Source organism: Chitinasiproducens palmae (genome assembly GCF_900095735.1).
GTDB classification, from domain to species: Bacteria; Pseudomonadota; Gammaproteobacteria; order Burkholderiales; family Burkholderiaceae; genus Chitinasiproducens; species Chitinasiproducens palmae.
Genome location: NZ_FNLO01000009.1, coordinates 17,168 through 39,120, shown reverse-complemented (window position 1 = coordinate 39,120; position 21,953 = coordinate 17,168). Strand labels below are relative to the sequence as shown.

The 21,953-nt window shown below is 67.9% G+C and carries 19 protein-coding genes; 11 read left to right on the top strand and 8 right to left on the bottom strand.

What is annotated here, in order from left to right:
• Positions 1 to 20 precede the first annotated feature (20 nt).
• From tilS to cysS, 4 genes are all read right to left on the bottom strand, one after another.
• Positions 21 to 1,811 carry a tRNA lysidine(34) synthetase TilS gene (gene tilS / locus BLU54_RS14865; RefSeq protein ID WP_091910046.1) on the bottom strand — a complete coding sequence of 597 codons (1,791 nt, stop codon included), beginning with the start codon at positions 1,809 to 1,811 and terminating at the stop codon, positions 21 to 23.
• Positions 1,812 to 1,853: 42 nt separating this feature from the next.
• Complete coding sequence (locus BLU54_RS14860) at positions 1,854 to 2,828, bottom strand: acetyl-CoA carboxylase carboxyltransferase subunit alpha (RefSeq protein ID WP_091910043.1); 975 nt, start codon at positions 2,826 to 2,828, stop codon at positions 1,854 to 1,856.
• Positions 2,829 to 3,004: 176 nt separating this feature from the next.
• Positions 3,005 to 3,886, bottom strand: coding sequence for a DNA-3-methyladenine glycosylase family protein (locus BLU54_RS14855; protein ID WP_407919428.1), 882 nt, complete (start codon positions 3,884 to 3,886; stop codon positions 3,005 to 3,007).
• Positions 3,887 to 4,503: 617 nt separating this feature from the next.
• Positions 4,504 to 5,895, bottom strand: coding sequence for a cysteine--tRNA ligase (gene cysS, locus BLU54_RS14850; RefSeq protein ID WP_091910037.1), 1,392 nt, complete (start codon positions 5,893 to 5,895; stop codon positions 4,504 to 4,506).
• 427 nt (positions 5,896 to 6,322) lie between these two features.
• On the opposite strand from cysS, the gene BLU54_RS14845 reads away from it, so the two are divergent.
• The 4 genes from BLU54_RS14845 (at position 6,323) to BLU54_RS14830 (ending at position 9,594) form a co-directional block, all read left to right on the top strand.
• Positions 6,323 to 7,186 (top strand): tetratricopeptide repeat protein, encoded by an 864-nt coding sequence (locus BLU54_RS14845; RefSeq protein WP_235837973.1) that lies wholly within the window; start codon positions 6,323 to 6,325, stop codon positions 7,184 to 7,186.
• A 237-nt stretch (positions 7,187 to 7,423) separates the two neighbouring features.
• Positions 7,424 to 7,984: a peptidylprolyl isomerase gene (locus tag BLU54_RS24010; protein ID WP_211435365.1), complete on the top strand. Its 561-nt coding sequence runs from the start codon at positions 7,424 to 7,426 to the stop codon at positions 7,982 to 7,984.
• A gap of 78 nt (positions 7,985 to 8,062) precedes the next feature.
• A complete protein-coding gene (locus tag BLU54_RS24005) occupies positions 8,063 to 8,557 on the top strand; it encodes a peptidylprolyl isomerase (RefSeq protein WP_091910034.1) in 495 nt (164 codons plus the stop codon).
• A 230-nt stretch (positions 8,558 to 8,787) separates the two neighbouring features.
• Positions 8,788 to 9,594: a UDP-2,3-diacylglucosamine diphosphatase gene (locus BLU54_RS14830; RefSeq protein WP_091910031.1), complete on the top strand. Its 807-nt coding sequence runs from the start codon at positions 8,788 to 8,790 to the stop codon at positions 9,592 to 9,594.
• Positions 9,595 to 9,643: 49 nt separating this feature from the next.
• Here BLU54_RS14830 and BLU54_RS14825 read toward each other — a convergent pair whose 3' ends face one another.
• The gene (locus BLU54_RS14825) at positions 9,644 to 10,570 is read right to left on the bottom strand and encodes an RNA methyltransferase (protein WP_091910028.1); all 927 of its coding nucleotides are present in this window, start codon (positions 10,568 to 10,570) and stop codon (positions 9,644 to 9,646) included.
• A 307-nt stretch (positions 10,571 to 10,877) separates the two neighbouring features.
• On the opposite strand from BLU54_RS14825, the gene BLU54_RS14820 reads away from it, so the two are divergent.
• The 4 genes from BLU54_RS14820 to BLU54_RS23790 all read left to right on the top strand — a co-directional run bounded on the left by BLU54_RS14820 (position 10,878) and on the right by BLU54_RS23790 (position 14,694).
• Positions 10,878 to 11,693 carry an inositol monophosphatase family protein gene (locus tag BLU54_RS14820; RefSeq protein WP_091910513.1) on the top strand — a complete coding sequence of 272 codons (816 nt, stop codon included), beginning with the start codon at positions 10,878 to 10,880 and terminating at the stop codon, positions 11,691 to 11,693.
• Positions 11,694 to 11,743: 50 nt separating this feature from the next.
• Positions 11,744 to 13,045: a lysophospholipid transporter LplT gene (lplT, locus tag BLU54_RS14815; protein ID WP_091910024.1), complete on the top strand. Its 1,302-nt coding sequence runs from the start codon at positions 11,744 to 11,746 to the stop codon at positions 13,043 to 13,045.
• A gap of 112 nt (positions 13,046 to 13,157) precedes the next feature.
• Entirely contained in the window at positions 13,158 to 13,967 is an 810-nt protein-coding gene (locus tag BLU54_RS14810) for a 5'-methylthioadenosine/adenosylhomocysteine nucleosidase (RefSeq protein ID WP_091910021.1), read from the top strand.
• 352 nt (positions 13,968 to 14,319) lie between these two features.
• A complete protein-coding gene (locus BLU54_RS23790; RefSeq protein ID WP_170845161.1) occupies positions 14,320 to 14,694 on the top strand; it encodes an ElaB/YgaM/YqjD family protein in 375 nt (124 codons plus the stop codon).
• 175 nt (positions 14,695 to 14,869) lie between these two features.
• Here the strand turns inward: BLU54_RS23790 and BLU54_RS14800 are convergent, their stop codons facing one another.
• A complete protein-coding gene (locus BLU54_RS14800; RefSeq protein WP_091910015.1) occupies positions 14,870 to 15,832 on the bottom strand; it encodes an aldo/keto reductase in 963 nt (320 codons plus the stop codon).
• A 140-nt stretch (positions 15,833 to 15,972) separates the two neighbouring features.
• Here BLU54_RS14800 and BLU54_RS14795 point away from each other — a divergent pair, with 140 nt between their 5' ends.
• A complete protein-coding gene (locus BLU54_RS14795) occupies positions 15,973 to 16,662 on the top strand; it encodes an MgtC/SapB family protein (protein WP_091910012.1) in 690 nt (229 codons plus the stop codon).
• 213 nt (positions 16,663 to 16,875) lie between these two features.
• Here BLU54_RS14795 and BLU54_RS14790 read toward each other — a convergent pair whose 3' ends face one another.
• Positions 16,876 to 17,121, bottom strand: coding sequence for a hypothetical protein (locus BLU54_RS14790; RefSeq protein ID WP_091910009.1), 246 nt, complete (start codon positions 17,119 to 17,121; stop codon positions 16,876 to 16,878).
• A gap of 417 nt (positions 17,122 to 17,538) precedes the next feature.
• A complete protein-coding gene (locus BLU54_RS14785; RefSeq protein WP_091910007.1) occupies positions 17,539 to 19,188 on the bottom strand; it encodes an exonuclease domain-containing protein in 1,650 nt (549 codons plus the stop codon).
• Positions 19,189 to 19,734: 546 nt separating this feature from the next.
• Here BLU54_RS14785 and BLU54_RS14780 point away from each other — a divergent pair.
• Together BLU54_RS14780 and BLU54_RS14775 are read left to right on the top strand one after the other, a co-directional pair.
• Positions 19,735 to 19,953: a hypothetical protein gene (locus BLU54_RS14780; protein WP_091910004.1), complete on the top strand. Its 219-nt coding sequence runs from the start codon at positions 19,735 to 19,737 to the stop codon at positions 19,951 to 19,953.
• A 120-nt stretch (positions 19,954 to 20,073) separates the two neighbouring features.
• Positions 20,074 to 21,918, top strand: coding sequence for an AI-2E family transporter (locus tag BLU54_RS14775; RefSeq protein ID WP_139169700.1), 1,845 nt, complete (start codon positions 20,074 to 20,076; stop codon positions 21,916 to 21,918).
• Positions 21,919 to 21,953 lie beyond the last annotated feature (35 nt).

Here is a 21,953-nt window from a genome sequence, read left to right as displayed (position 1 = left end):
TAGAAATTACAGGATGCAGGTCAGCTTGACAAGCCGACAGGCAGGAATTGCCATTCGAAGCGCACATACCGGTGTGGCGGGCCGGCCTGCGCGTCCGCGATGCGGCGCAATTCCGTCGCGTAAGCGATGTCGGCGCCGAGGCGCGGCACGAACGCAAGCCGTCCGTCGATCTCGAACAACGGCACGGCGCGTTCGGCTGCCGGCACGCAAGCTTCCTGGAAAAGATTCTTCAGGCTGCGCGAAGGTCCCCCTGCCCGCGTTCGCATCCGCTCGCCGCCGCCGCGACTGCGCGCAGTAACCATCGCGTCGGCAAGCGCGCTCAGCGGCCAGAGGTCCGCCAGCGCATCGCGCAACGGGGCGCAGGTCGAGTCAGCGTGGCGATCGCGGCCAGGAGGGCACGCCGATTCGCATGCCGAGTTGCACTGCGATTCGCTATGAGGTGCCTGACCCGATGCGCGATCGCCTCGGGAGCCGTCGCCGTGCTCGCGATGCAAAGCGGGCGCGTGGTCCACGGCAAGCAGGCGCAGGCAGCCGCCCCAGGCGGGCAGATGCCATTCACGCAGGCAAAGCGTCGCGCCCCGGATCGACACCGGTTCCAGTGCCGCACTTGCCCGCGGTCGGCCCGCCAGCGACTCACAGGCCGCCAGCCAGCGCAGACGGCCGCGCTCACATACCAGCGTGCGTCCTTCAAAGCGCCCAAGCATGCCGCGAGGCGCCGCGCGCAGCGCATTAGGCGACGCAGCAGGCGACGCACTACACAACGCCTCAGGCAACGCATCAGGCAATGCATCAGGCAATGCATCAGGCAATGCACTACGCAACGCAACACGCAACGCTTCGAGGCGGGCAGTTGACGGCGCGCGCAGCCCGCAACGCCGAAACCAGCGGCGCAGGGCGTTGCGCAGGCGCGCATCATCCAGTTGCAACAGGATCGGAACACTGAGCGGTGCGTCGCAGGCGGACACCGCACCTGCCGCGGCCAGGTCGATGTCGGCAAGCGCATCGAGAAGATCCGCGGCCTCTGCGGCGTGTCGGGCGACCCGGCCGAGCGTCGTGCGATACGCCGGGAATCGTTCCGCCAGCCCGGTGGCCAGGCATTGACGCAAGGCGTTGCGCGCGAAACGCGCATCCCCGTTCGATTCGTCCTCCACCCATCCCGCCGCCGTCGGCGGCGCCGCTCCATCCGAGCGTAGATACCAGGCAAGCGCCGCGCGCAGTTCGTCTCGCGTCGATGTCAGGCAAGGCCGCAGCAGCCAGATTCCGCCCGCGCTGCGACGCTGGACCGGCATGCCGGCCAGGCCTGCCGGCCCGGCGCCGCGCAGTGCCTGCAGGAGGACGGTCTCTGCCTGGTCGTCGGCATGCTGTCCAAGCAGCACGATCGTGACACCGGAGCGTTTCGCCAGACTGTCCAGCGCGTGGTAGCGCGCGGCGCGGGCGGCGGCCTCGATGCCGCGTGGATCGTCCCCTGCCACGCGCACATCGGTGCTCTGGAAGCCGACGCCCAGGCGCGCGGCGACGGCCGCGCAGTGCGCCTGCCAGGCGCCGGCGTTCGGCGACAGCTGATGATTGACGTGCAGTGCGTGCAGACGCCGCGGCGCGAGTGCACGGCTTGCCGCATACAACAGTGCGGTGGAGTCAGCGCCCCCGCTGAATGCGACGGCGACTTCGGCTTGCGCCGCGCGATCAACGTACGGATCAGCCGACGAATCAGCCGACGAGCCGGCCACCGAATCGGCAAACCATTCGGCAGACTTCGCGAGCGCAGTGCGGACGGCGCGCTCGAGTGCTAGCGCCGCGGCCTCGCCGTTCATACCGAGCCGGCGCGCGCCGGGCCGGTCGCGGCATGCATGCGGTCAGCCGCGCGGGGCCGGCGTCTCGCGGTATTTGCCATAGCCTTCGAGACGCTCGTAGCGTCGCGCGCGCAGGTCGGCGGTGCTCATGCCCTGGAACTGGCGCATCGAATCGGTCAGCGCCCGGCGCACGGACAGCGCCATCGCCTTCGGGTCCCGATGGGCGCCGCCGAGCGGCTCGTTGATGATCTTGTCGATCAGGCCGAGCGCCTTCAGCCGTGGCGCGGTCAGGCCCAACGCCTCCGCGGCTTCCGGCGCCTTGGCCGCGCTCTTCCAGAGAATCGACGCACAGCCTTCCGGCGAGATCACCGAGTAGGTGGCGAACTGCAGCATCGCGACGCTGTCGCCAACGGCAATCGCCAGCGCACCGCCGGAACCGCCTTCGCCGATGATCGTCGCAATGATCGGCGTGTTCAGTTCGGCCATCACATAGAGATTGCGCCCGATCGCCTCGGACTGGCCGCGCTCCTCTGCACCGATGCCCGGATACGCGCCCGGCGTGTCGACAAACGTGAAGACCGGAATGCGAAACTTCTCCGCCAGGCGCATCAACCGTTCGGCCTTGCGGTAGCCCTCGGGGCGGGACATGCCGAAGTTGCGCAGCGCGCGCTCCTTGGTGTCGCGGCCTTTCTGGTGACCGATCACCATGCAGGACTGACCATTGAAGCGCGCCAGGCCACCGACGATCGACACGTCGTCCGCGAACGCGCGATCGCCGTGCAGTTCATGGAAGTCGGTGAAGATCTGGTTGATGTAGTCGAGCGTATAGGGGCGCTGCGGATGGCGCGCGATCTGCGACACCTGCCACGGCGACAGCTTCGCATAGATGTCCTTCGTGAGCTGCTGGCTCTTGCTGCTCAGACGCTCGATTTCTTCCGAGATATCGACGGCCGAATCGTCCTGCACGAACCTGAGCTGTTCGATCTTCGCTTCAAGCTCGGCGATCGGCTGTTCGAAATCTAGAAAAGTCTGTTTCATGCTTACTGGTCCCGTCGCATATTTTGGGCAGCGCGTATTCTACAGGGTCGGCAGCGACGCGGGGCCGAACCACCGCGCCGCCATGCCGCCGATGGCCGAAGCGGTGCTGCCGAGGACTCGGCCGATGGTCCTGCGCGCCGACGCCCTGCGCTCCGAGGCCCTGCGCTCGGACCGATTCACGTCATCCGCGGGATCGGATCGAGGCTGCGCCACAGATACCATGTCGCGACCGTCCGCCAGGGTTCCCAGTTGGCGGCCACTTCCCGAGCCTCGCTGCGCGTTACCGGCTCACCGCTGAAGTAATTGACGCTGATCGCGCGCAACAGGCCGAAATCGTCAAGCGGCAGCACGTCCGGTCGGCGCAGGTTGAAGATCAGGAACATCTCGGCGGTCCAGCGCCCGATGCCGCGGATCTGCGTCAACTCGGCAATCACGGCCTCGTCGTCCATCGTCGACCAGGCGTCGGGATGCAGGGAACCGTCGACGAAGTGCCGGCTAAGGTCGAACACATATTCGGCCTTGCGTTTCGACAGCCCGCACGCGGCCAGTTGTTCGACACCCAGTGCATGCACCGTGGCGGGTTCGCAGCCGGGGCAGCTGGCCAACAGCCGATGCCAGATCGCATCGGCTGCCTTGACCGAAATCTGCTGTCCGACTACCGATCGTGCCAGCGTCTCGAACGGCTCGCCGCGACCGATCAGATGCGTGCGGCTGAAGCGGGGAATCAGCTTCTTCATGATCCGGTCGCGACGCATCAGATCGGCACATGCTTCCTCCCAATACGCCGGGCGCCCTTCGCTGATTTCCAGCGGGCCGATCTGCGTTTCCACCAGGTCGGCTGACCCGGGGTCCGCGTGCACCGCGTCGACCACCTCGGTCGGCACCGGCGCGCGAGCCGTCTGCGCGGTGGCTGCCTTCTTGCCTTCGGCGACCTTGCCGGTCGGCTTGGCGAGCGCCTTGCCCGGCGCGTCGACCGCGAGCCTGCTTTGCTTCGGTGACGCCTTCGATGTCGCCGCGGCCTTCGTCGGCGCGGCGTTGCCTGCAACCTCGTTGGGCATGCCGACAGCGCTAGCCGCCTTGCGCGCGGCCGGACGCTTGCCGGCCGCGCGCGCGCTCGGTGCAGGCACCGCGGCCGCGCCAGCGCTGGCGCGGCGCGCGGGCGACCCCGCCGCCCCCGTCTTCGAGGCTGCGCCGACACGTGGCTGGGCTGACGCGCGCGGGGCAGCTTCGGTCGCGGCTGGAAGCGCTCTTGCCTTCGTCGCCTTCGTCGCCTTCGTTGCCTTCGCCGCCTTGGTGCCCCTGGTCACCGTGGTGGCCTTCGCCGCCTCGGTAGCCTCGGTAGCCTTGGTAGCCTTGCTTGCGTCGGTGGCCTCTACCCTGGCTACCGGCGTCGACTTGCTGGCCCGCGCTGCCGCCCCTACTTCCGTCGTGCCTCGCGCGGCAAGCTTGCTGGCGCTGTTGGCCGTCGGTTTGGCAGGCAACCGCACTGCTGCCGGCAGATCGTCCGCGGCAGGCGTCGTCCGCCGGCGGCTGCCGCCCTTCCGCGCTGCATCCCCAGCGTGCTTCGCAACTCCGACGGACGCGACGGCAGGCGCGACGGCGGCCGCGTCGCGTTCCGGCGCGGTGCGGGCGGCCGGCTCGCCGGTTTCGGTCGGCTCTTCGCGCCGGGCGGTATTCACGCGCGTCGCCATGTCGTCACGCCCTTCGCACCGTCCTCCAGCACCACGCCACTGTCGAGCAGGCGCTGCCTGATTGCGTCGGCCTGCGCGAAGTCGCGCCCGGCCTTGGCCGCCCGCCGTGCCTCGACCAGCGTCTCGATCTCGGCGACGTCGATAGCCTGCGCCTGGCCCCCGCCTTGTTGCAGGAAGGCACGCGGCGCGCGTTGCAACAAGCCCAGGCAGCCACCAAGCGCGCGCAGTTGCGCGGCCATGGCCGGCTCGCGCCGACGATTCACTTCGCCGGCGAGTTCGAACAGCACCGAGATGGCCTGCGCGGTATTGAAGTCGTCGTCCATTGCCGCCGCAAAGCGGCTCGCATGTTCCCCGCTCCAGTCGAGCGGCGCATCGTCGGGCGCGGTCTGATCCAGCGCGGTGTACAGACGGCTGAGCGCGGCACGCGCGTCGTCGAGTTGCGCGTCGCTGTAGTTCAGCGGGCTGCGGTAATGCGCGCGCGCGATGAAGAAGCGCACCACCTCGCCGTCGTAGCGCGCGAGCACGTCGCGGATCGTGAAGAAGTTGCCGAGCGATTTCGACATCTTCTCGCCGTCGATCTGCACGTAGCCGTTGTGCATCCAGTAGTTGACGAAGCGCTCGCCGCTCGCGCCCTCGCTCTGTGCGATCTCGTTTTCATGGTGCGGGAACTGCAGGTCCTGCCCGCCGCCATGGATGTCGAAATGCGCGCCGAACAGCGCGCAGCTCATCGCCGAACATTCAATGTGCCAGCCCGGCCGGCCCGCGCCCCAACGCGACTGCCAGACGCTGTCCGCCGGCTCGTCGGCCTTCGCGCGCTTCCACAGCACGAAATCCAGCGGGTCGTGCTTAGCGTCGTTGGTCGCGACGCGCTCGCCCGCGCGCAGGTCGTCAAGCGACTTTCCCGACAGCTGGCCGTAGCCGTCGAACTTGCGCACCGCGTAGTTCACGTCGCCATCGTCGGCCGCGTAGGCATAGCCGCGGGCGGCGAGCGTGTCGATCATGCCGAGCATCTGCGGCACGTAGTCGGTCGCCCGTGGCTCCACGTCCGGGGGCTCGATGCCAAGTGCCGTCGAATCCTCGTGCATCGCCGCGATGAAGCGGTCCGTCAGCGCCTTGATCGTGATGCCCTGCTCCACCGCGCGGCGGATGATCTTGTCGTCGATGTCGGTGATGTTGCGCACATACGTGACGCGATAACCACGGGTGCGCAGCCAGCGCCGCACCAGATCGAACGCCACCATCACGCGGGCGTGCCCGACGTGGCAGTAGTCGTAGACGGTCATCCCACACACATACAGCTTCACTTCGCCCGGCGTGATCGGCGTAAAGACCTGTTTCTCGCGAGCGAGCGAGTTGTAGATGCGCAGTTCTTTCATAGCGGGGGGGATAGACGGCGGCGCTGCATGCGGTTACGCGCTTGCCCCATGGCCGGCTGCCCCGCGCGAAGTCCGGTGCCGGACGCGGGAAGCGAGTCGAGGAACGAACGGAACGGCATCGGAATAGCGAGCGATTTCGAAAGGGAACGGCACGGCAAGCGCACCACCGGTGCCGGAGGGATACCTTGCCGGGCCGACCCCGCCAGGGTTGCCCGGCTTGCACCGCCAAGCCAGGCCACGACCCGGGTCCGGACCACCAGCGCGCCGACGCGACCGTGGCGGTGTACGACTGGCAAGGACCGGCCGGACGCGGAACGTGGCACCAGCAAGGCAAAAACCTATCTTGCAAAGGCAATCGGGCCGACTCCCGAGCCGGCCCGACCTTTTGCTAGAATGCGCACCGAGTATAACATCGCGACCCAGCCATATGAACAGTTCAGGCAGCTCCGCGGCTGCGCGCCGCGCCGCGGCGCCGATCGCGCCGATCGACCTACGTCACTTGCCGCTGCACCTGCTGCAGATTGCGCCGGCCGCGCCGCGCGGGGCGCGTGTCGCGTCGATGCGCGGCGCTGGCGCACGCGGGCTGCGCGGTATATTGCTCGGGGCCTGGCTGGTGCTCGGCGGCACTGGCATGACTGCGCACGCTCAGACGGCGACCGCCTACACCGACGACACGCCGGCCGTCGACGCGGCCATCTCATCGCAGCAGTGGCCGCAAGCGTTGCACGAACTCGACGCGCGCATCGCGAGCCATGCGGACGACGTGCAGGCCCAGTTCAAGCGCGGCACGGTGCTGGCCCGGATGGGACGCCGCGAAGAGGCGATCCAGGCCTTTGAAGGTCTGATCGAGCGGCATCCGGAGTTGCCCGAACCGTACAACAACCTGGCCGCCCTCTACGCGCAAGCCGGACGGCTGGACGATGCGCGCGTCACGCTCGAGAGCGCGCTGCGCGCTCACCCGGGCTTCACGCTCGCCTATCGGAATCTGGGCGACGTCTACCTGAAGCTCGCGCAGCTCGCCTACGAACGTTCCGGCGACGCGGTGGGCACGCAACGCGCCGGACAGATCGCGACCTTGGTGCGGCAGGCACCGGCGACCACGCCGCCCCGCGCGAAGCGCTCGGTCGACAGCGCCGGCAATGGCACCGGCAATGGCACCAGCGACGGCGCCGACGAAGAGGCCGGCCCGTCGAGCCGGGAGAGCGCGACCGCGAGCGACAAGTCGGCGCACTTCCCATCGACCGCGCGCCAGGACACCAGCATTTCGACGACGGTGCCCGTCCGTCCCTGAGCACCCGGCACCGCGCGCCCGACCGCGCCCGACCGCGCCCGACCGCGCATGTGCCGCTTGAACGGCCGCCGCGACGCGAGCGCCGTTCCCGCCACCGTCGCGCGGACCGGCACGCTGGCCGGCACCGCCCCGATTTTTCCACCGGAGACCCGCATGGCCCCCGATCAGAACCGCCTCTCGCGCGCCGCCGCGTCGCCGCTGCGTCGCCTGGCGCTGCGCGCCGCCGTTGCGGCCGGCATGACCGTCACCGCATTGGCCGGCACGTCATCGTCCGCACTGGCGCAGGCCGCGCCCGGCGCCCAACCCGAAGTCGCCTTCACCACCACGATGGGCGAGTTCCGCGTGGCCCTCGACCCGGCGCGTGCGCCGAAGACGGTCGCGAACTTCCTGTCGTATGTGAAGTCCGGCCAGTACGACGGCACCGTGTTCCATCGCGTGATTCCCGGCTTCATGGTGCAGGCCGGCGGCTACGACGCGGCGCTCAACGAGAAGCCGACGCGCGCCCCGATCCCGATCGAATCGCAGAACGGGCTGAAGAACAGCGCGGGTACGCTCGCCATGGCGCGGACCGCGGATCCGAATTCGGCGACCGCGCAGTTCTTCATCAACACGGTGGACAATCCGAATCTGGACTATCCTCGTCCTGATGGCAACGGTTACGCGGTGTTCGGCAAGGTCGTGGCCGGCATGGATGTCATCAAGCGTATCGAGGCCGTGCCCACCACGCGTCACGGTGCGATGGCCAATGTGCCGACGCGTCAGGTGGTGATCGAGCAGGCTCGCATCGTCAAGCCCTGAGGCCGCGGCCGCGCCGCACCGTCCCATGGCCGCCCGGCAAAGCCGGGGCGGCTTCCCTCAAGAAACAGGAGCGTTTTCATGGTTGAACTGCATACGAACAAGGGCGTGATCAAGCTCGAACTGGACGCCGCGAAGGCGCCGAAGACGGTCGAGAACTTCCTGTCCTACGTGCGCAAGGGGCACTACGACAACACCGTCTTCCACCGCGTGATCGACGGTTTCATGATCCAGGGCGGCGGCTTCGCGCCGGGCATGGATCAGAAGCCGACCGATCAACCGATCGAGAACGAAGCCAACAATGGCTTGAAGAACGACAAGTACACGGTGGCGATGGCGCGTACCAACGACCCGCATTCGGCGAGCGCGCAGTTCTTCATCAACGTGGCCGACAACGACTTCCTGAACCATTCGTCGCCGTCGCCGCAGGGCTGGGGCTATGCGGTGTTCGGCAAGGTCGTCGAAGGCCAGGACGTGGTCGACACGATCCGCAAGGTCAAGACCGGCAGCAAGGGCTTCCACCAGGACGTGCCGAGCGAAGACGTGCTGATCGAGAAGGCGGTCGTCGTCGACTGAGTGCAAGCGACGCGCCGCTTGCCGGCGCGTCGGACGCCGCGCGGCCGTGACCGCGCGGCGCGGGGCGAATGGCGCCGGCGGCACGCCTGACGGCTGTGGCCGGTGAGCGGCGCGAGCCGGCGCGCGATTGAACGACCACCTCGTTGAACCACTCCTTTCGTGCCGTTGCCGCGCCAGTGCCGCGCGAGCCGCCTGCCGCCAGCCCCCCTTCCGATGTCGCGTCCGAACGCATGAGCCCTTCCCGTACCGGCCCGGTGCTCGTCATCGCCGACCTCCATTTGAGCGAAGCGTTGCCGGTCACCGATGCGGCATTTGGACGTTTCCTCCGCGAAGAAGCCAGCACCGCAAGCGCGCTGTACATTCTTGGCGACCTGTTTGAATTCTGGGTTGGCGACGACATGCTCGCCACCCCGTTCGCCGCCGACGTGGCCGCCCGCCTGGCTGCTCTCTCGTCCCGTGGCGTGGCCATCTACGTGATGCACGGCAATCGTGATTTCCTGCTTGGCCGGCGCTTCGCGGCCCGTGCCGGCGCGACATTGCTGCCGGACCGCCACGATCTCGTTGCGTTCGGCCGCCGCGTTCGGTTGCTGCACGGCGACACGCTCTGCACCGACGATGTGCGCTACCAACGTTTTCGCCGGCTGGTGCATCGGCCGTGGCTCCAGCGTTTCTTTCTCGCCTGGCCGCTGCGGTGGCGGCTTGCGCTCGCCGCGCGGCTGCGCGCCGACAGTGCGCGAAGCGGCGCGGCCCGGGTGTACCTGAGCGACGCGACACCGCTCGGCATCGATGCGGAACGGCGGGTGGCGCCGCCGGTCGAGACCATCGTGCACGGACATACGCATCGGCCCGCGCTGCACGCGCATCGTGCCGGCCACGCCGTCGAGCGCTGGGTGCTGCCGGACTGGGAACTGGACATGACGCCGCGACGCGGTGGCTACCTGCGCATCGATGCGGCGGGCATCAAACTGTGTCCGCTACCCGAAGTCGATGGCGACGGTGCCGAAATGCCGTTGCGGGGCGTGGCGGGCGACGCCTGACCGCGCCTTTCCATATGTGCCGACAGCCGCGCGCCCGGAGGCGACCGGCTCAGCGGCGCTGCGGCGCTTGCCCCGCCGTGAGCAACATCTGCTTGGCGATGCCGCGCAGCAGATGCACCTCCTCGTTCTCCAGGCCCGAGCGCGCGAACAGGCGCCGCAGCCGGCTCATCAGTTTCTTCGGATGAGCGGGATCCAGGAAGTCGATTGCAATCAGGCCTTGCTCCAGGTGCTGGAACAGCCGTTCGATGTCTTCGGCGCGAGCAGCCGCCGCGGTTGGAGCCGCAGCCGTCACGCGTCCCGCTGCCTGCCCTTCCGGCCAGCCTGCCGCACCTTCCGCCGCCGCGGATGCACGTGTCGCGGCGAGCGCGTCCGTGGCGAGCGAGCCCGTCGCCAGCGTGTCCCCGGCGGTCAGGCCGGGCGCGGCCGTAGCGGCCGCCGCCGGAGCCGCCGCAGCGGCAGTCGCGTCGCGATAGGCGATTCGCATCTCGTAGGCCAGTACCTGGATCGCTTGCGCCAGGTTCAGCGACGAGTAGGCCGGATTTGCATCGATATGGGCAATTGCCGCGCAACGCTCGACGTCGTGATTTGCCAGGCCGGTGCGTTCGTTACCGAACACCAACGCAATTTCGCAGGCCGCCGGCGCCGGTCGGCGGTCGGCCGCGTGCCGGGCCGCCTGGCGCGGCGACAGCACCGGCGGCCCGAACTCGCGGGTGCGCGCCGATAGCGCCAACGACCAGTGCACGCCTGCCAATGCCGCGTCGAGCGATGCCACTTCGCAGGCGGCGGCCAGCACGTCGTCCGCGCCGCTGGCCATCGCGCGCGCTTCCGGATGGGCACGCACATCCGGCTCGCGCGGCCGCACCAGCACCAGGCGGCCGAAGCCCATGGTCTTCAGCGCGCGCGCGGCAGCACCCACGTTTCCAGGATGGCTGGGTTCGACCAGAACGAAACGGGTCGCGGCAAAACAGTCGGACATAGTGGCTCCCGATGGCCCGGCAAAGACAGATCGCGCAAGTTTACCGACAACGCGGCGCGCGGACTCGGATAAAATGCCGGTTTCGCGCCGCGTGGGTACGGTGCGGACCGGCCCCGGCCGGCTCGTCCGCAGCCGGTCCCTCGCGGCCCTCCGCCCCAGGGCGCTGTTTCAGTCACCAGAACGTCGCCAGCTTGCCGTCCCCGCTCGCTTTGCCGCCGCAAGCCGCCCGCCGCCCAACCCGCGCGCACGGGCGGCCCAGGCAGCGACGCCGCGACGGATGGCCAGCCGTGCAACGCAGGAAAACGTTATGCATGCCATGCTCAACATCGCCGTCAAGGCCGCGCGTCGCGCCGGCGGCATCATCAACCGCGGCTCACTCGATCTCGAGCGCGTGCAGGTCAGCAAGAAGCAGCACAACGACTACGTCACCGAGATCGACCGTGCGGCGGAAGCCGCGATCATCGAGACGCTGAATCAGGCGTTCCCCGATCATTCGATCCTCGCGGAGGAATCGGGTGCGACCGATCGCCGGTCCGATTATCAGTGGGTGATCGACCCGCTCGACGGCACGACCAACTTCATCCACGGCCTGCCTTATTACTGCGTCTCGATCGCGCTGACCAACAAGGGCGTGACCGAACACGCGGTCGTGTATGACCCGACCCGCAACGATCTGTTCACCGCAACGCGCGGCGCGGGCGCCTTCCTCAACGAGCGGCGCATTCGCGTGGCCCGCCGCGACCGGCTGACCGAAGGTCTGCTCGGCACCGGTTTCCCGTATCGCGAGATGAAGGGACTCGAACAGTATCTGCGTTTGTTCGGCGCGATGACCCAGGCGTGCGCCGGCATCCGTCGTCCGGGCGCCGCGGCGCTCGACTTGGCCAACGTCGCCGCCGGCCGCATGGACGGCTTCTTCGAACAGGGCCTGAAGCCCTGGGACGTCGCGGCCGGCAGCCTGCTGATCACCGAAGCCGGTGGCCTGGTCGGCAACTACAAGGGCGACAGCGACTTCATGGACCTCGGCGAGATCGTCGCCGGCAACCCGAAGATCTTCGCGCAGATGGTCGCCGTGTTGCGTGGCCACAGCCTGGCCAACCCGCCGGCCGGTGACGCGCCGGCCTGAGCGGCCGCTGCCTTGCGCGTGAGCGTCCCGAACGCGCGCCGGCGATCTCCATGAAAAAAGGCTTCTACGCGATCATCGCGGCGCAGTTCGTCTCGTCACTGGCCGACAACGCACTGCTGATCGCGGCGATCGCGCTGCTCGGCGAGATGCGCGCGGCGCAGTGGGTCACGCCGCTGATCCAGTTCTGCTTCTCGATTTCGTACGTGGTGCTGGCGCCGTTCGTCGGCGCGTTCGCCGACGCGATGCCGAAGGGACGCGTGATGCTGCTGTCGAATGCGCTGAAGGCGTTCGGCTGCCTGGCGATGCTGTTCGGCCTGCATCCGATGCTCGCGTACGCCGTCGTCGGGATCGGCGCGGCCGCATATTCGCCCGCCAAATATGGCATCCTCACGGAACTCCTGCCGGCCGACAAACTGGTTGCCGCGAATGGCTGGATCGAGGCAGCGACGGTGGGCTCGACGATCGCCGGCACCGTGCTGGGCGGCGCGTTGATCAGTCGTCACGCGGCGCCGGTGGTCGCTGCGCTGCACCTGCCGGCGCTGGGCACCGTGGCGCGCGCCGCGCTGCTGGTCGTCATGCTGATCTACATCATCGCGTCGCTGATCAACCTGCGGATTCCCGACACCGGCGCGCGCTACGACCAGCAGTTGCGCCATCCCGGCGCGCTGGTCACGCAGTTCGGCCACGCCTGTTCGGTGCTTTGGCATGACCGGCCGGCACAGATCGTCCTGGCGGTCACGACGCTGTTGTGGGGCGCAGCGGTGACGCTGCAATTGCTGATTCTGAAATGGGCGGGCAGCGCGCTGGGCATGACGCTCTCCGGCGGCGCGGTGCTGCAAGGGGTGATCGGCATCGGACTCGCGTTCGGCGCCGCCTACGCCGCGCGCCATCTCAGCCTGCGGCGCGCCATGTCGGCCCTGCCGGTGGGCATCGTGACCGGCGTGGCGATCGTCGCGACCGCGTTCTACAACCGTTCGCTGTTCGGCGACGCGGCGCTGGACATCGCAGGGCAGCACCTCAGCGTGGGCGTGATCCTCGCCTACCCGCTGATCGCGCTGATCGGCGCGCTGTCCGGCTACTTTGTGGTGCCGATGAACGCCGTCCTCCAGCATCGCGGGCACGTGTTGCTCAGCGCCGGCGCGTCGATTGCCGTGCAGAACTTCAATCAGAACATTGCGGTGCTGATCATGCTGGGCCTCTACGCGCTGATGCTGGCGCACGGCTGGACAAGCGCCGCCGTGATCGGCGTGCTCGGCAGCGTGATCTGCGTCGCAATGGCCGGCATGATCGCGTGGCACCGCCGCAACGAGCGACGCTTCGGCGTGGTGCCGCTCGGCGACGACGCGTCCTGAAGCGCCGCGGCGCTTCATCCCTGGTTCATCTCTCGTTGGTCCTTACCGCTCACGCCACGGCCGAGCCGGCGGCCGTGCCAACGCGCCGCCCGTTCTTACCCTGGAGCCAAGCATGCCGAATACTTCAGACGCGGTCGCGATCATCGCGGCGCTGCCGCAGGAAATCAGCGCCCTGCTCGGGCGCCTGCGCGCCGCCGAGCATGCACGCGCCCATCTCCGGGGCGGCCGCGAATACCTGGTGATCGAGCGCGGTAGCCGACGGCTTGTCGTGACGCTGGCGCGGGTCGGCAAGGTCGCGGCGGCCACCACCGCAACCGCGCTGATTCATCAGTTCGATGTGGGCGCGATCGTCTTCGCCGGCGTCGCGGGCGGCCTTGCCGCATCGGTCGGCGTCGGTGACGTGGTGGTGGCCGACGCGCTGCGCCAACACGACATGGATGCGTCTCCGCTGTTTCCGCGTTTTGAAGTGCCGCTGCTCGGCCGCGCCGACTTCGCGACCGACGTCGGGCTCAGCGACGCCCTGGCCGATGCCGCGCAGCGCTTCCTGGCAGACCAGGCGACAACCGGCGCGGACGTCGTGCCGAATGGACGGGACGGCAGGCGCGGCGGCCAGTTGCACCGCGGCCTGGTACTGTCGGGCGATCGCTTCGTGGCCGACGACGCCGCGCGCCGCGCGCTGCTGGCCGGATCGCCCGGTGCGCTGGCGGTGGAGATGGAAGGCGCGGCCGTCGCGCAGGTCTGTCATGAGTACGGCGTGCGCTGCGCGGTGATGCGCACGATCTCGGATTCAGCCGACGCCAGCGCCGCCGAAGGCTTCACCCATTTCCTGGCCGAACGCGCCAGCGTCGTTTCCAGCGCGATCCTCGCGCGTTTCCTGTCCACTACCTATGGACTGGTTACTCCGCCCGACGAGATCGGCTGAGCGATCGGGAAGCGAGCGCCGCTCGGCATCGCGCACTGATCACCAGGCCGGTGTTGCCGGTGTTGCCGATTTTGCCAGCCGGACACCGAACCGCCGTCCATGGCCGCCGCGGGCATTGGCGCATCCGCAGGCGCGGCCTGCACCGCTGCCTGCCCCGGCTGCCTATCCACCCGCCGCCTGCCCCTTTACCGATAAGCGGCGCGCCCGGCGCGGTTTCAAAAAGCGCGCTACTCTGTGTAACAGGGGTCGCTCAAGCGCGATGCAGTGCGAACGGACTTTTGTTCACCTCACACGGTACCGCGCGCCAATCTGGCGCACCCACCGTTTACCGCCATCTTCCAAGGAGACTGCTATGAAACTGTTCAAGAGCCGCACGGAACGTACCCTCGACGACGGTGTGTCCAAGGCGCGCGACTTCACGGACGACGCCAGTTCGAAGGCCGGCAAGCTGGTCGACGACGGTCGCGACCAACTGCACCGGGTGCTCGATGAAATCGAATCCGCGTTGTCGAGCGCGAAGGACGTCGACGTCGATGGCCTGAAGAGCAACGTGCTCTCGAAACTGACCAGCGCGCGCGGTGCCCTCACCGAAAAGAGCGCGTCGGTCGGCCGTACGCTGAACGACGCACTGGGTCAGGCTGATGAAGTCGCCCGTCAAAAGCCGTGGCACGTGGTGGGTGCGGTTGCCGGCCTGGCCCTGGTCATCGGTTTCCTGGCCGGCCGCTAAGCCTGTCGTACGGCAGTGTCGATCGCGGCCGCGGACCGCGTCGGCACGCGGCGGGCGGGAGCCGGCGGCCGCAAAGCGAAGCCCGTGGCACGAACGCTGTTCATGGTCGGCGCACTCGTCGTCTAAGAGAGCGAGCAGTGCGCTGACGCACACTGCGCTCACGCACACGATCAAGTCAGCACGCTGCGTCCGGCGCGCTGGCGGCATCGAGCCGCGCTAGCGCGTCCGATGACAGATGTAGCGTGGCGGCGCCGGCCAGTTCCTGCAACTGCGCGACGCTGGTGGCGCTGACGATCGGCGCCGTGATCGATGGCCGGGCCAACAGCCAAGCCAGCGAAATTTGCGCTGGCGTTGCGTCATGGTCCTTGGCGACCGCATCGAGCGCGGCCAGTACACGCAGCCCGCGCGCATCGAGGTACTTGCCGGCCGCCGCGCCGCGTGCGCGGCCCTGCAAGTCCGCCTGGCTGCGATATTTGCCGCTCAGGAAGCCGCTGGCCAAGCTGTAGTAGCTGATCACGCCCACGCCTTCGCGGGTCACGACCGGCTCCAACTCCTGCTCGTAGTGGGCGCGTTCGACCAGGTTGTACTCGGGTTGCAGGCTTTCGTAGCCGGGCACGCCAAGCTGGCGGCTCGCCGCGCGGGCCGCCGCGAAACGCTCGCCCGTGTAGTTCGACGCGCCGATCGCCCGCACCTTGCCGGCTTGAATCAACTCGGCGAACGCTGTCAGCGTCTCTTCGAGCGGCGTATCCGGGTCGTCGGCGTGCGCCTGATACAGGTCGATGTAGTCGGTCCGCAAACGGCGCAGCGACGCGTCCACTGCCTCGCGGATGTAGGCCGCCGACAGGCCCCGCTTGCCCTCGCCCATCGGCTTGCCGACCTTGGTCGCCAGCACGATGCGATCGCGCGGCGCGCCTCTGGCGAACCACTGGCCAATGATCTCCTCCGATTCGCCGCCGCGGTTGCCCGGCGCCCAATAGGAATAGACGTCGGCCGTGTCGACGAAATTGAAGCCTGCATCGCACCAGGCATCGAGCAGATTGAACGACTGCCGTGCGTCCGCCGTCCAGCCGAATACATTGCCCCCGAACGCGATGGGCGAAACGCTCAGGTCGGCGTTGCCCAGTTTGCGCAGTGTCATGGTTGTCCTCGTTCCGTGGCTGTCCAAGCCGAGTATCCTAGAAGATCGCGGGCCGGCGTGCAGCGGCCGCTTGCGTCCGCGCTCGTAGCCATCCATCGATGTCGCGCCGCTGAGCGCGGCGCAAGCGTCGGGAGAACGCCATGCTGTCGGATTTTGAATTGATCGCGAGACTGGTCATCGCTGCCTTGCTGGGCAGCGTAATCGGCTTCGAACGTGAACGTCTGTTCTGGGCGGCGGGCCTGCGCACGCACATGTTGGTATGCGTCGGTTCGGCACTGATCATGTTGGTTTCGGCGTACGGCTTCGCCGGTGTGCTCGGCAACGAGCACGTCGTACTCGATCCGTCGCGCGTTGCCGCGCAAGTCGTGTCGGGCATCGGCTTTCTTGGCGCGGGCTCGATCCTGCTGCGCGGCGAAGTGGTGCGCGGCCTGACCACCGCGGCCAGCCTGTGGACCGTGGCGGGCATCGGCCTAGCAGTCGGCGGTGGCCTCTACACGGCCGGCATCGCGGCAACGTTAATCATCCTGGCGATTCTGGCCGGGCTCAAGCCGCTGGAGGAACGTTACCGCGCGAGTTGGCAAAGTGCGTCGGTCGTGTTGCAGGCGGACCGTGGCACGGTGTCAATGCATCGTGTCCACGAGGCGCTCGGGCCGCGCGCGAACAAGGTTCGCCAGTTCGTCGTCGAGCAGAGCGAAGATGACCCCGAGCTCGACGAAGTGCGCGTGGTGCTGTCGCGCGTGTCGAAGGCCCAGGCGCAGGAAATCATGAATGCACTCACCGGACTGGACGGGGTACGCAGCGGTCGCAGCGGCCGGCCGGGCGCCCAGTGATGGCAGGCGTTAAGGAGACGCGAGACGCGGACGGGCGGGCAACATGGCTCGCCCGCCCGTTGCACGAGCGGCGCACACGGTGCACACGGTGCACACGGTGTACGCGGTGTACGCGGTGTACACGGTGTACAGCGTGCATACGGCATGCGGCTCAGCGGCTGAAGATCACCCAGGCAATGCTCAGGGCGCTTGCAAGACAGTAGATCAAGTCCATCAGCGGTCTCGGCGTTCGTTGGTGGACGCGCCGGAGCGCGGCACGGAAACTTCGTCGATGCCGAAGCTTCGGCGCGTGACCGCCAGCAAGCGCTTCGCGGCCAGCGATAGAGAGTGTCCGTAGGGTGTCGAAGCCGCATGGCCCTCCGCTGTCGACCGTCCCCGACCGTTGTCGACGCCCATGGACTTGACCGCCATGAAGGCAGTCGAAAACGGCGAGACAGGAAACAAGGACGACGGGCTCATTGGCAACTCCACAAGGAATAGGCAGAGTCTAGATGATAACGATTCTCATTTCAATAAAGAGCGCATTTATCCCTTCCAGAGTGGGGCTTTTAAGCGCTGTGGATGCTGCCGCGCGCACTCCAGAAACACACGAAGCACGACGCTCTGGTGGACAAAGGGCGACGCATGCCGCGCTGGTCTGAGCAGGCCGCGCCTTTTCAGTTACCGACGCCGCTACCGCTGCGGCGCGAAGCCGCGCTTTGCCTATGATTGCGTCGCCTTCCCACGCGCCGCCGATCGCAAACCTGGCGCGGCAAGGGGCACTAGCGGCAGCGGAGGCCAGCCGCATCGGCCCACCGGAACCTCGTTGGCTGCGATCGGCCGGGCGCTGAGTCGTGCCGCACGGACCCGCGCCGCACGGACCCGCTTGGGGCCGTCCTACGCAGCCGGCATCTCGGTGTCGGCAAACGCCGACGTTTCGTGCCGCCCAGCCACACTGTCCGCCAACCTCGTGCCGCCGGTCACTGCCGCTGCCGGCGCCACGGCTGCTGTGGCCCGGACCGGGATGGCTGCGATCTTGCCGGCGTTAGTGTCCACACCGTGGTCCACACCGCAGTCCACACCGCTGGCGACATCGCTGACTGCATCGCTGCCCACGCCGCTGGCCGCACGGCCAGCCGGCGGCGCCGCCGAGTTGACAGCCAACGCCGCCCCGTCACCCACCAGGGGCCGCGCCTTCGCAAGCCAGGCGCCGCCCGCCGCGTTGAGCAGGCGGTAGACGTCGCGATCGAAGCGAACCGCACGCCCTTCGAGCAATGCCAGGCATTCGTCCAGTGTTCCGGCACTCCCGAGGAAGTCCCAGTGGTGGATCACGTGCAAGCCCGCACCCTCCTCGATAACAGCGGCGCCAGCGAATGGCCAGGGCTTGAGCCGATGCGTCGCGAAGGTCTCGTCGACGCGCGCGTGATGCGCTGCGGCGCTCTCCAGGCCGACGCACGCGCCGCGGCATCGACGCACCTGATGCGAGAAGCAGGGGCGTCCAGGACTCACCTTCTCGAGACCGAGATGCGCAAGGCACAGGCCATCGCGATCGGCCAGCGTGCGCGCCGCCGCCTGCGCATCCCGCCGCGTCTGGTAAGGTCCGTAGTAGATCGGCCCGCCCGGGCCGAGCTCGGCGCGCATCGGCTCGGAGAGATCGACGAGCGTCAGCCGACCGCCAAACAGATCGTCGTCGAGACGCCAGGCGAACGACTTCTCCTGCCGCCGCAGTAGCCGGTTGTGGACCGGCGCCATCGCCTTGACCAGACGCGCTTCTTCCAGCAGCGCGCCGAGTTCGCCGGCACATTCGCGCCATTCGACGCGCCGCACTTCCTGCGACAGCCGCATCTCCTTCTGCGAGCTGTGGTCGCTCGAGAAGTGGTTCAGCACGCGCTGGCGCAGATTGACGGCCTTGCCAATGTAGATCGGCAGATCGTTTTCGCCGAAGAATAGATACACGCCCGGCCCAGTCGGCAAGCGCGCGGGCAGATCGGCGTCCAGACTCGCCGGCAGGCTCGACACGGCCGTCAACGCGTCGAAGGCTTCGCGCAGCACTGGCGGATCCACGTGCCGCGGCAGCAGCCGCCAGAACTGTGCAATCGCCTGGGCATCGCCAAGCGCGCGGTGGCGGTCGCTCACTTGCAGACGATGACGCTCGATCAGTGCGTCGAGGCCATGACGCGCGTAATGCGGGAAGAGCCGGCGTGACAGCCGGACCGTGCACAACACGGTGGCGCGGAAGTCGGCGCCGAGCCGCCCGAATTCGTTCTTCAGGAAGCCAAAGTCGAAACGCGCGTTGTGTGCGACGAAGATATGGCCCTGCAGACGGGAGGCAATCTCTCCGGCCAGATCCGCAAAGGTCGGTGCGTCGGCCACCATCGCGTCGTCGATGCCGGTCAGCGCGGTAATCGCCTGCGGAATCCGTTGCCCGGGATTCACCAAACTTTGCCAGACATGCTCGCCATCGTCGTCGACCACCACGATCGCCACCTCGATGATGCGATCGGTGCGGGCGGTCCCGCCGGTCGTCTCCAGGTCCACGAAGGCCATCGGCGGATAGGGCCGCAGAGGGCGGCGCGGCGCCGCCGCCGCGGCTCCGTCGGAAGGAACCGGGCACGGACCGGTAAGCGCCGTATTCGCGAGAATGGTCGATGACGGCGGCAAGGCCGCAAGCACTGTCGGCGGGGGGGCTGTCGGCGGAGGGTCTGTAGGCTCGGGCGCTGTCGGTGCCGGCGCAACGGAGGCAAGCGCAAGCGGCGCAGACGACGGCGGCGGGACGTCGGGCCTGCCGCGTGCCGACCTCGCCAGCGCGCGATCTGGATCAAGCGCCTCATCAGCACACGGCGCCAAGCCGTCGATATCCAGTTGAGCAGCAATGTGAGCAGCGTTCTTCAAACGATTGATTCGTAGGAAAGCTCTGTACGGATGCACAGTATAGGTGGACCCTGGCCGAATGCCGCCGGGCCCGGTAATCCATGCCGATCCAGGCGATGTCCACGCGACATCCGCGCACCCTTCGGTCGCCCTGCGAGCGGCTGGCACGATCAATGCTTATTGGTCTACATCTGCTTCCGAACGACTTACCGGACACCCATCATGAGCAACGCCAAGACCCAAGCCCCGTCGATCTTCCGTATCCAACAAGCCAGCAAGACGTTGCGTAGTCGGGCTTGGCGCGCGGCGGGCGCGAGTCGCACGGTGGCGAGTGCACGCGCCGCCGCGAGCGCAGCCGTGCAGAAAGTCGACCGTCTGCAACTCGCAACGTCTGTCTTGCTGGCCCTGGGACTGCGCCCGCGCCTTGAAACGGCTCGCTGATCGGGACTGACAACTGTGGCGCCGCCGCGTCGACCGATCTCGCAGGAATTTCAGCCGATCAATCGCGCGCGTGTGCGCAATGAGGTCCCTTCGGCGGAAACGCCGGGCCTGCGCGGGTTGATGACGCTCGCAGTAGGTGTGGTTGTAGTCGCTGCCCTATCGCTGGCGCACGACATCGTCATCCCGATCACTCTGTCGATACTGCTGAGTTTCCTGCTGGCGCCCCTCGTGCAGCGCCTCAGACGGCTGCACCTCGGATTGGTGCCGTCGGTGTTGATTTCGGTGCTCACCTCGCTCGCGGTGATCGTCGCGCTGGCGGGGCTGATCGGTACGCAGATCGCCAGTTTGGCGCAGAACATTCCTGCTTATCGCAGCACCGTTCTCGAAAAGGTCGAAACTCTCGAACAATCGACCGTCGGCCGCATCGGCCGCTTCGTTGGCACGGCCTCCAATACGCTGCAGCGTCTGCGGCGCTTCGATGCGTCGCCAGATACCCAGGCGGCCGGACGCCCGAAGCGCGAGCCGATGCCGGTCGAGATCCAGGAGCCGCCGCCCTCTCCGCTTGGCTTGCTGCAACGCATCGTCGCGCCGATTCTCGGACCGATCGAGATGGCGGGCATCGTGTTCGTCATCACGGTATTCATCCTGTTGCAACGCGAGGATTTGCGCGATCGCTTGATTCGACTGTTCGGCGCTACCGATTTGCATCGCACCATCACCGCGATGGACGATGCCGCAGCGCGTTTGAGCCGCTATTTCCTCGCCCAGCTCGGCGTCAACGCCTCGGTGGGGCTGGCCATCGGCATCGGTCTGGCGGTGATCGGCGTGCCAAGTCCGGCCCTCTGGGGCGTGCTGGCCGCCTTGCTTCGCTTCGTTCCATATATCGGTACGTGGATTGCCGCGTTGCTGCCGATCTCGCTGGCCGCCGCGGTCGGTCCCGACTGGGGCATGGCTGTCGCGGCGGTCGCCTTGTTCGTGGTGGTCGACGTTACGGCGGGCCAGCTTGTCGAACCGCTGCTATACGGCCGCAGCACCGGTCTGTCGCCGACCGCCGTGGTCGTCTCGGCCGTTTTCTGGAGCTGGATTTGGGGGCCGTTGGGCCTGATCCTGTCGACCCCGCTGACCTTGTGTCTGGTGGTGCTGGGCCGGCACGTCGACCGTCTTGAATTTCTCGACGTGTTGTTGGGCGACCAACCTGCGCTGACGCCGTCCGAAACCTTCTATCAACGCATGCTCGCCGGCGATCCGGACGAAGCGATCGCCCAGGCCGAAACGCTGATTCGCGAAGGCTCGCTACTCAGCTATTACGAAGAAGTGGCGGTGCCCGGCCTGCAGCATGCAGCCATCGACGTGGAGCGCGGCGTTGTCTCGGACCTGCAACGGGAACGGATCCGCGCCGCCGCCGCGGAGCTGGTTGCGGGCCTGCATGGTCCGGAAGTCAGTGCCGATGGCCGTCGCAATCCCAACGCGCAGGCACACGCCGCCGCTGCGAATGCCGAAGCGGCTGGCTCGGACATCGTCACGGTGCCGCGCCCGCCGACGCAAACCGTGCTGTGCATTGCAGGGCGCGGCCCGTTCGATCCGATCGTCAATGAGATCGTCGCGCAACTGCTGCAGCAGTACCATGTGAACGCCCGGGTCGTGCCGCACGAAGCGGTCTCGCGTGCGCGCATCACCGAATTCGATCCCGAAGGTGCGACTATCATTTGCCTGGTCGGGCTGCAGATCCGGGGCGTCTCGTCGGGCCTGCGCTACCTTGTGCGCCGCCTGCGCACCCGCATCACGGGCGCGACCGTGCTGGTCGGCATCTGGGCGGAAGGCGAGACCGGCAACTTCGACGAGGATTTTCTGCGTTCGCTGGGCGTCGACCGCTGCGTGGAACGGCTCGACAGCCTGTTCAACGCCTGCCTGGACGCGGCAGGCCGGCCGCGCGCGACTCCGGATGCGCCACGCGCCGTCGCCTAGCGACGATGGATCCCGGCGCGCCGGGCGCTGCCCCC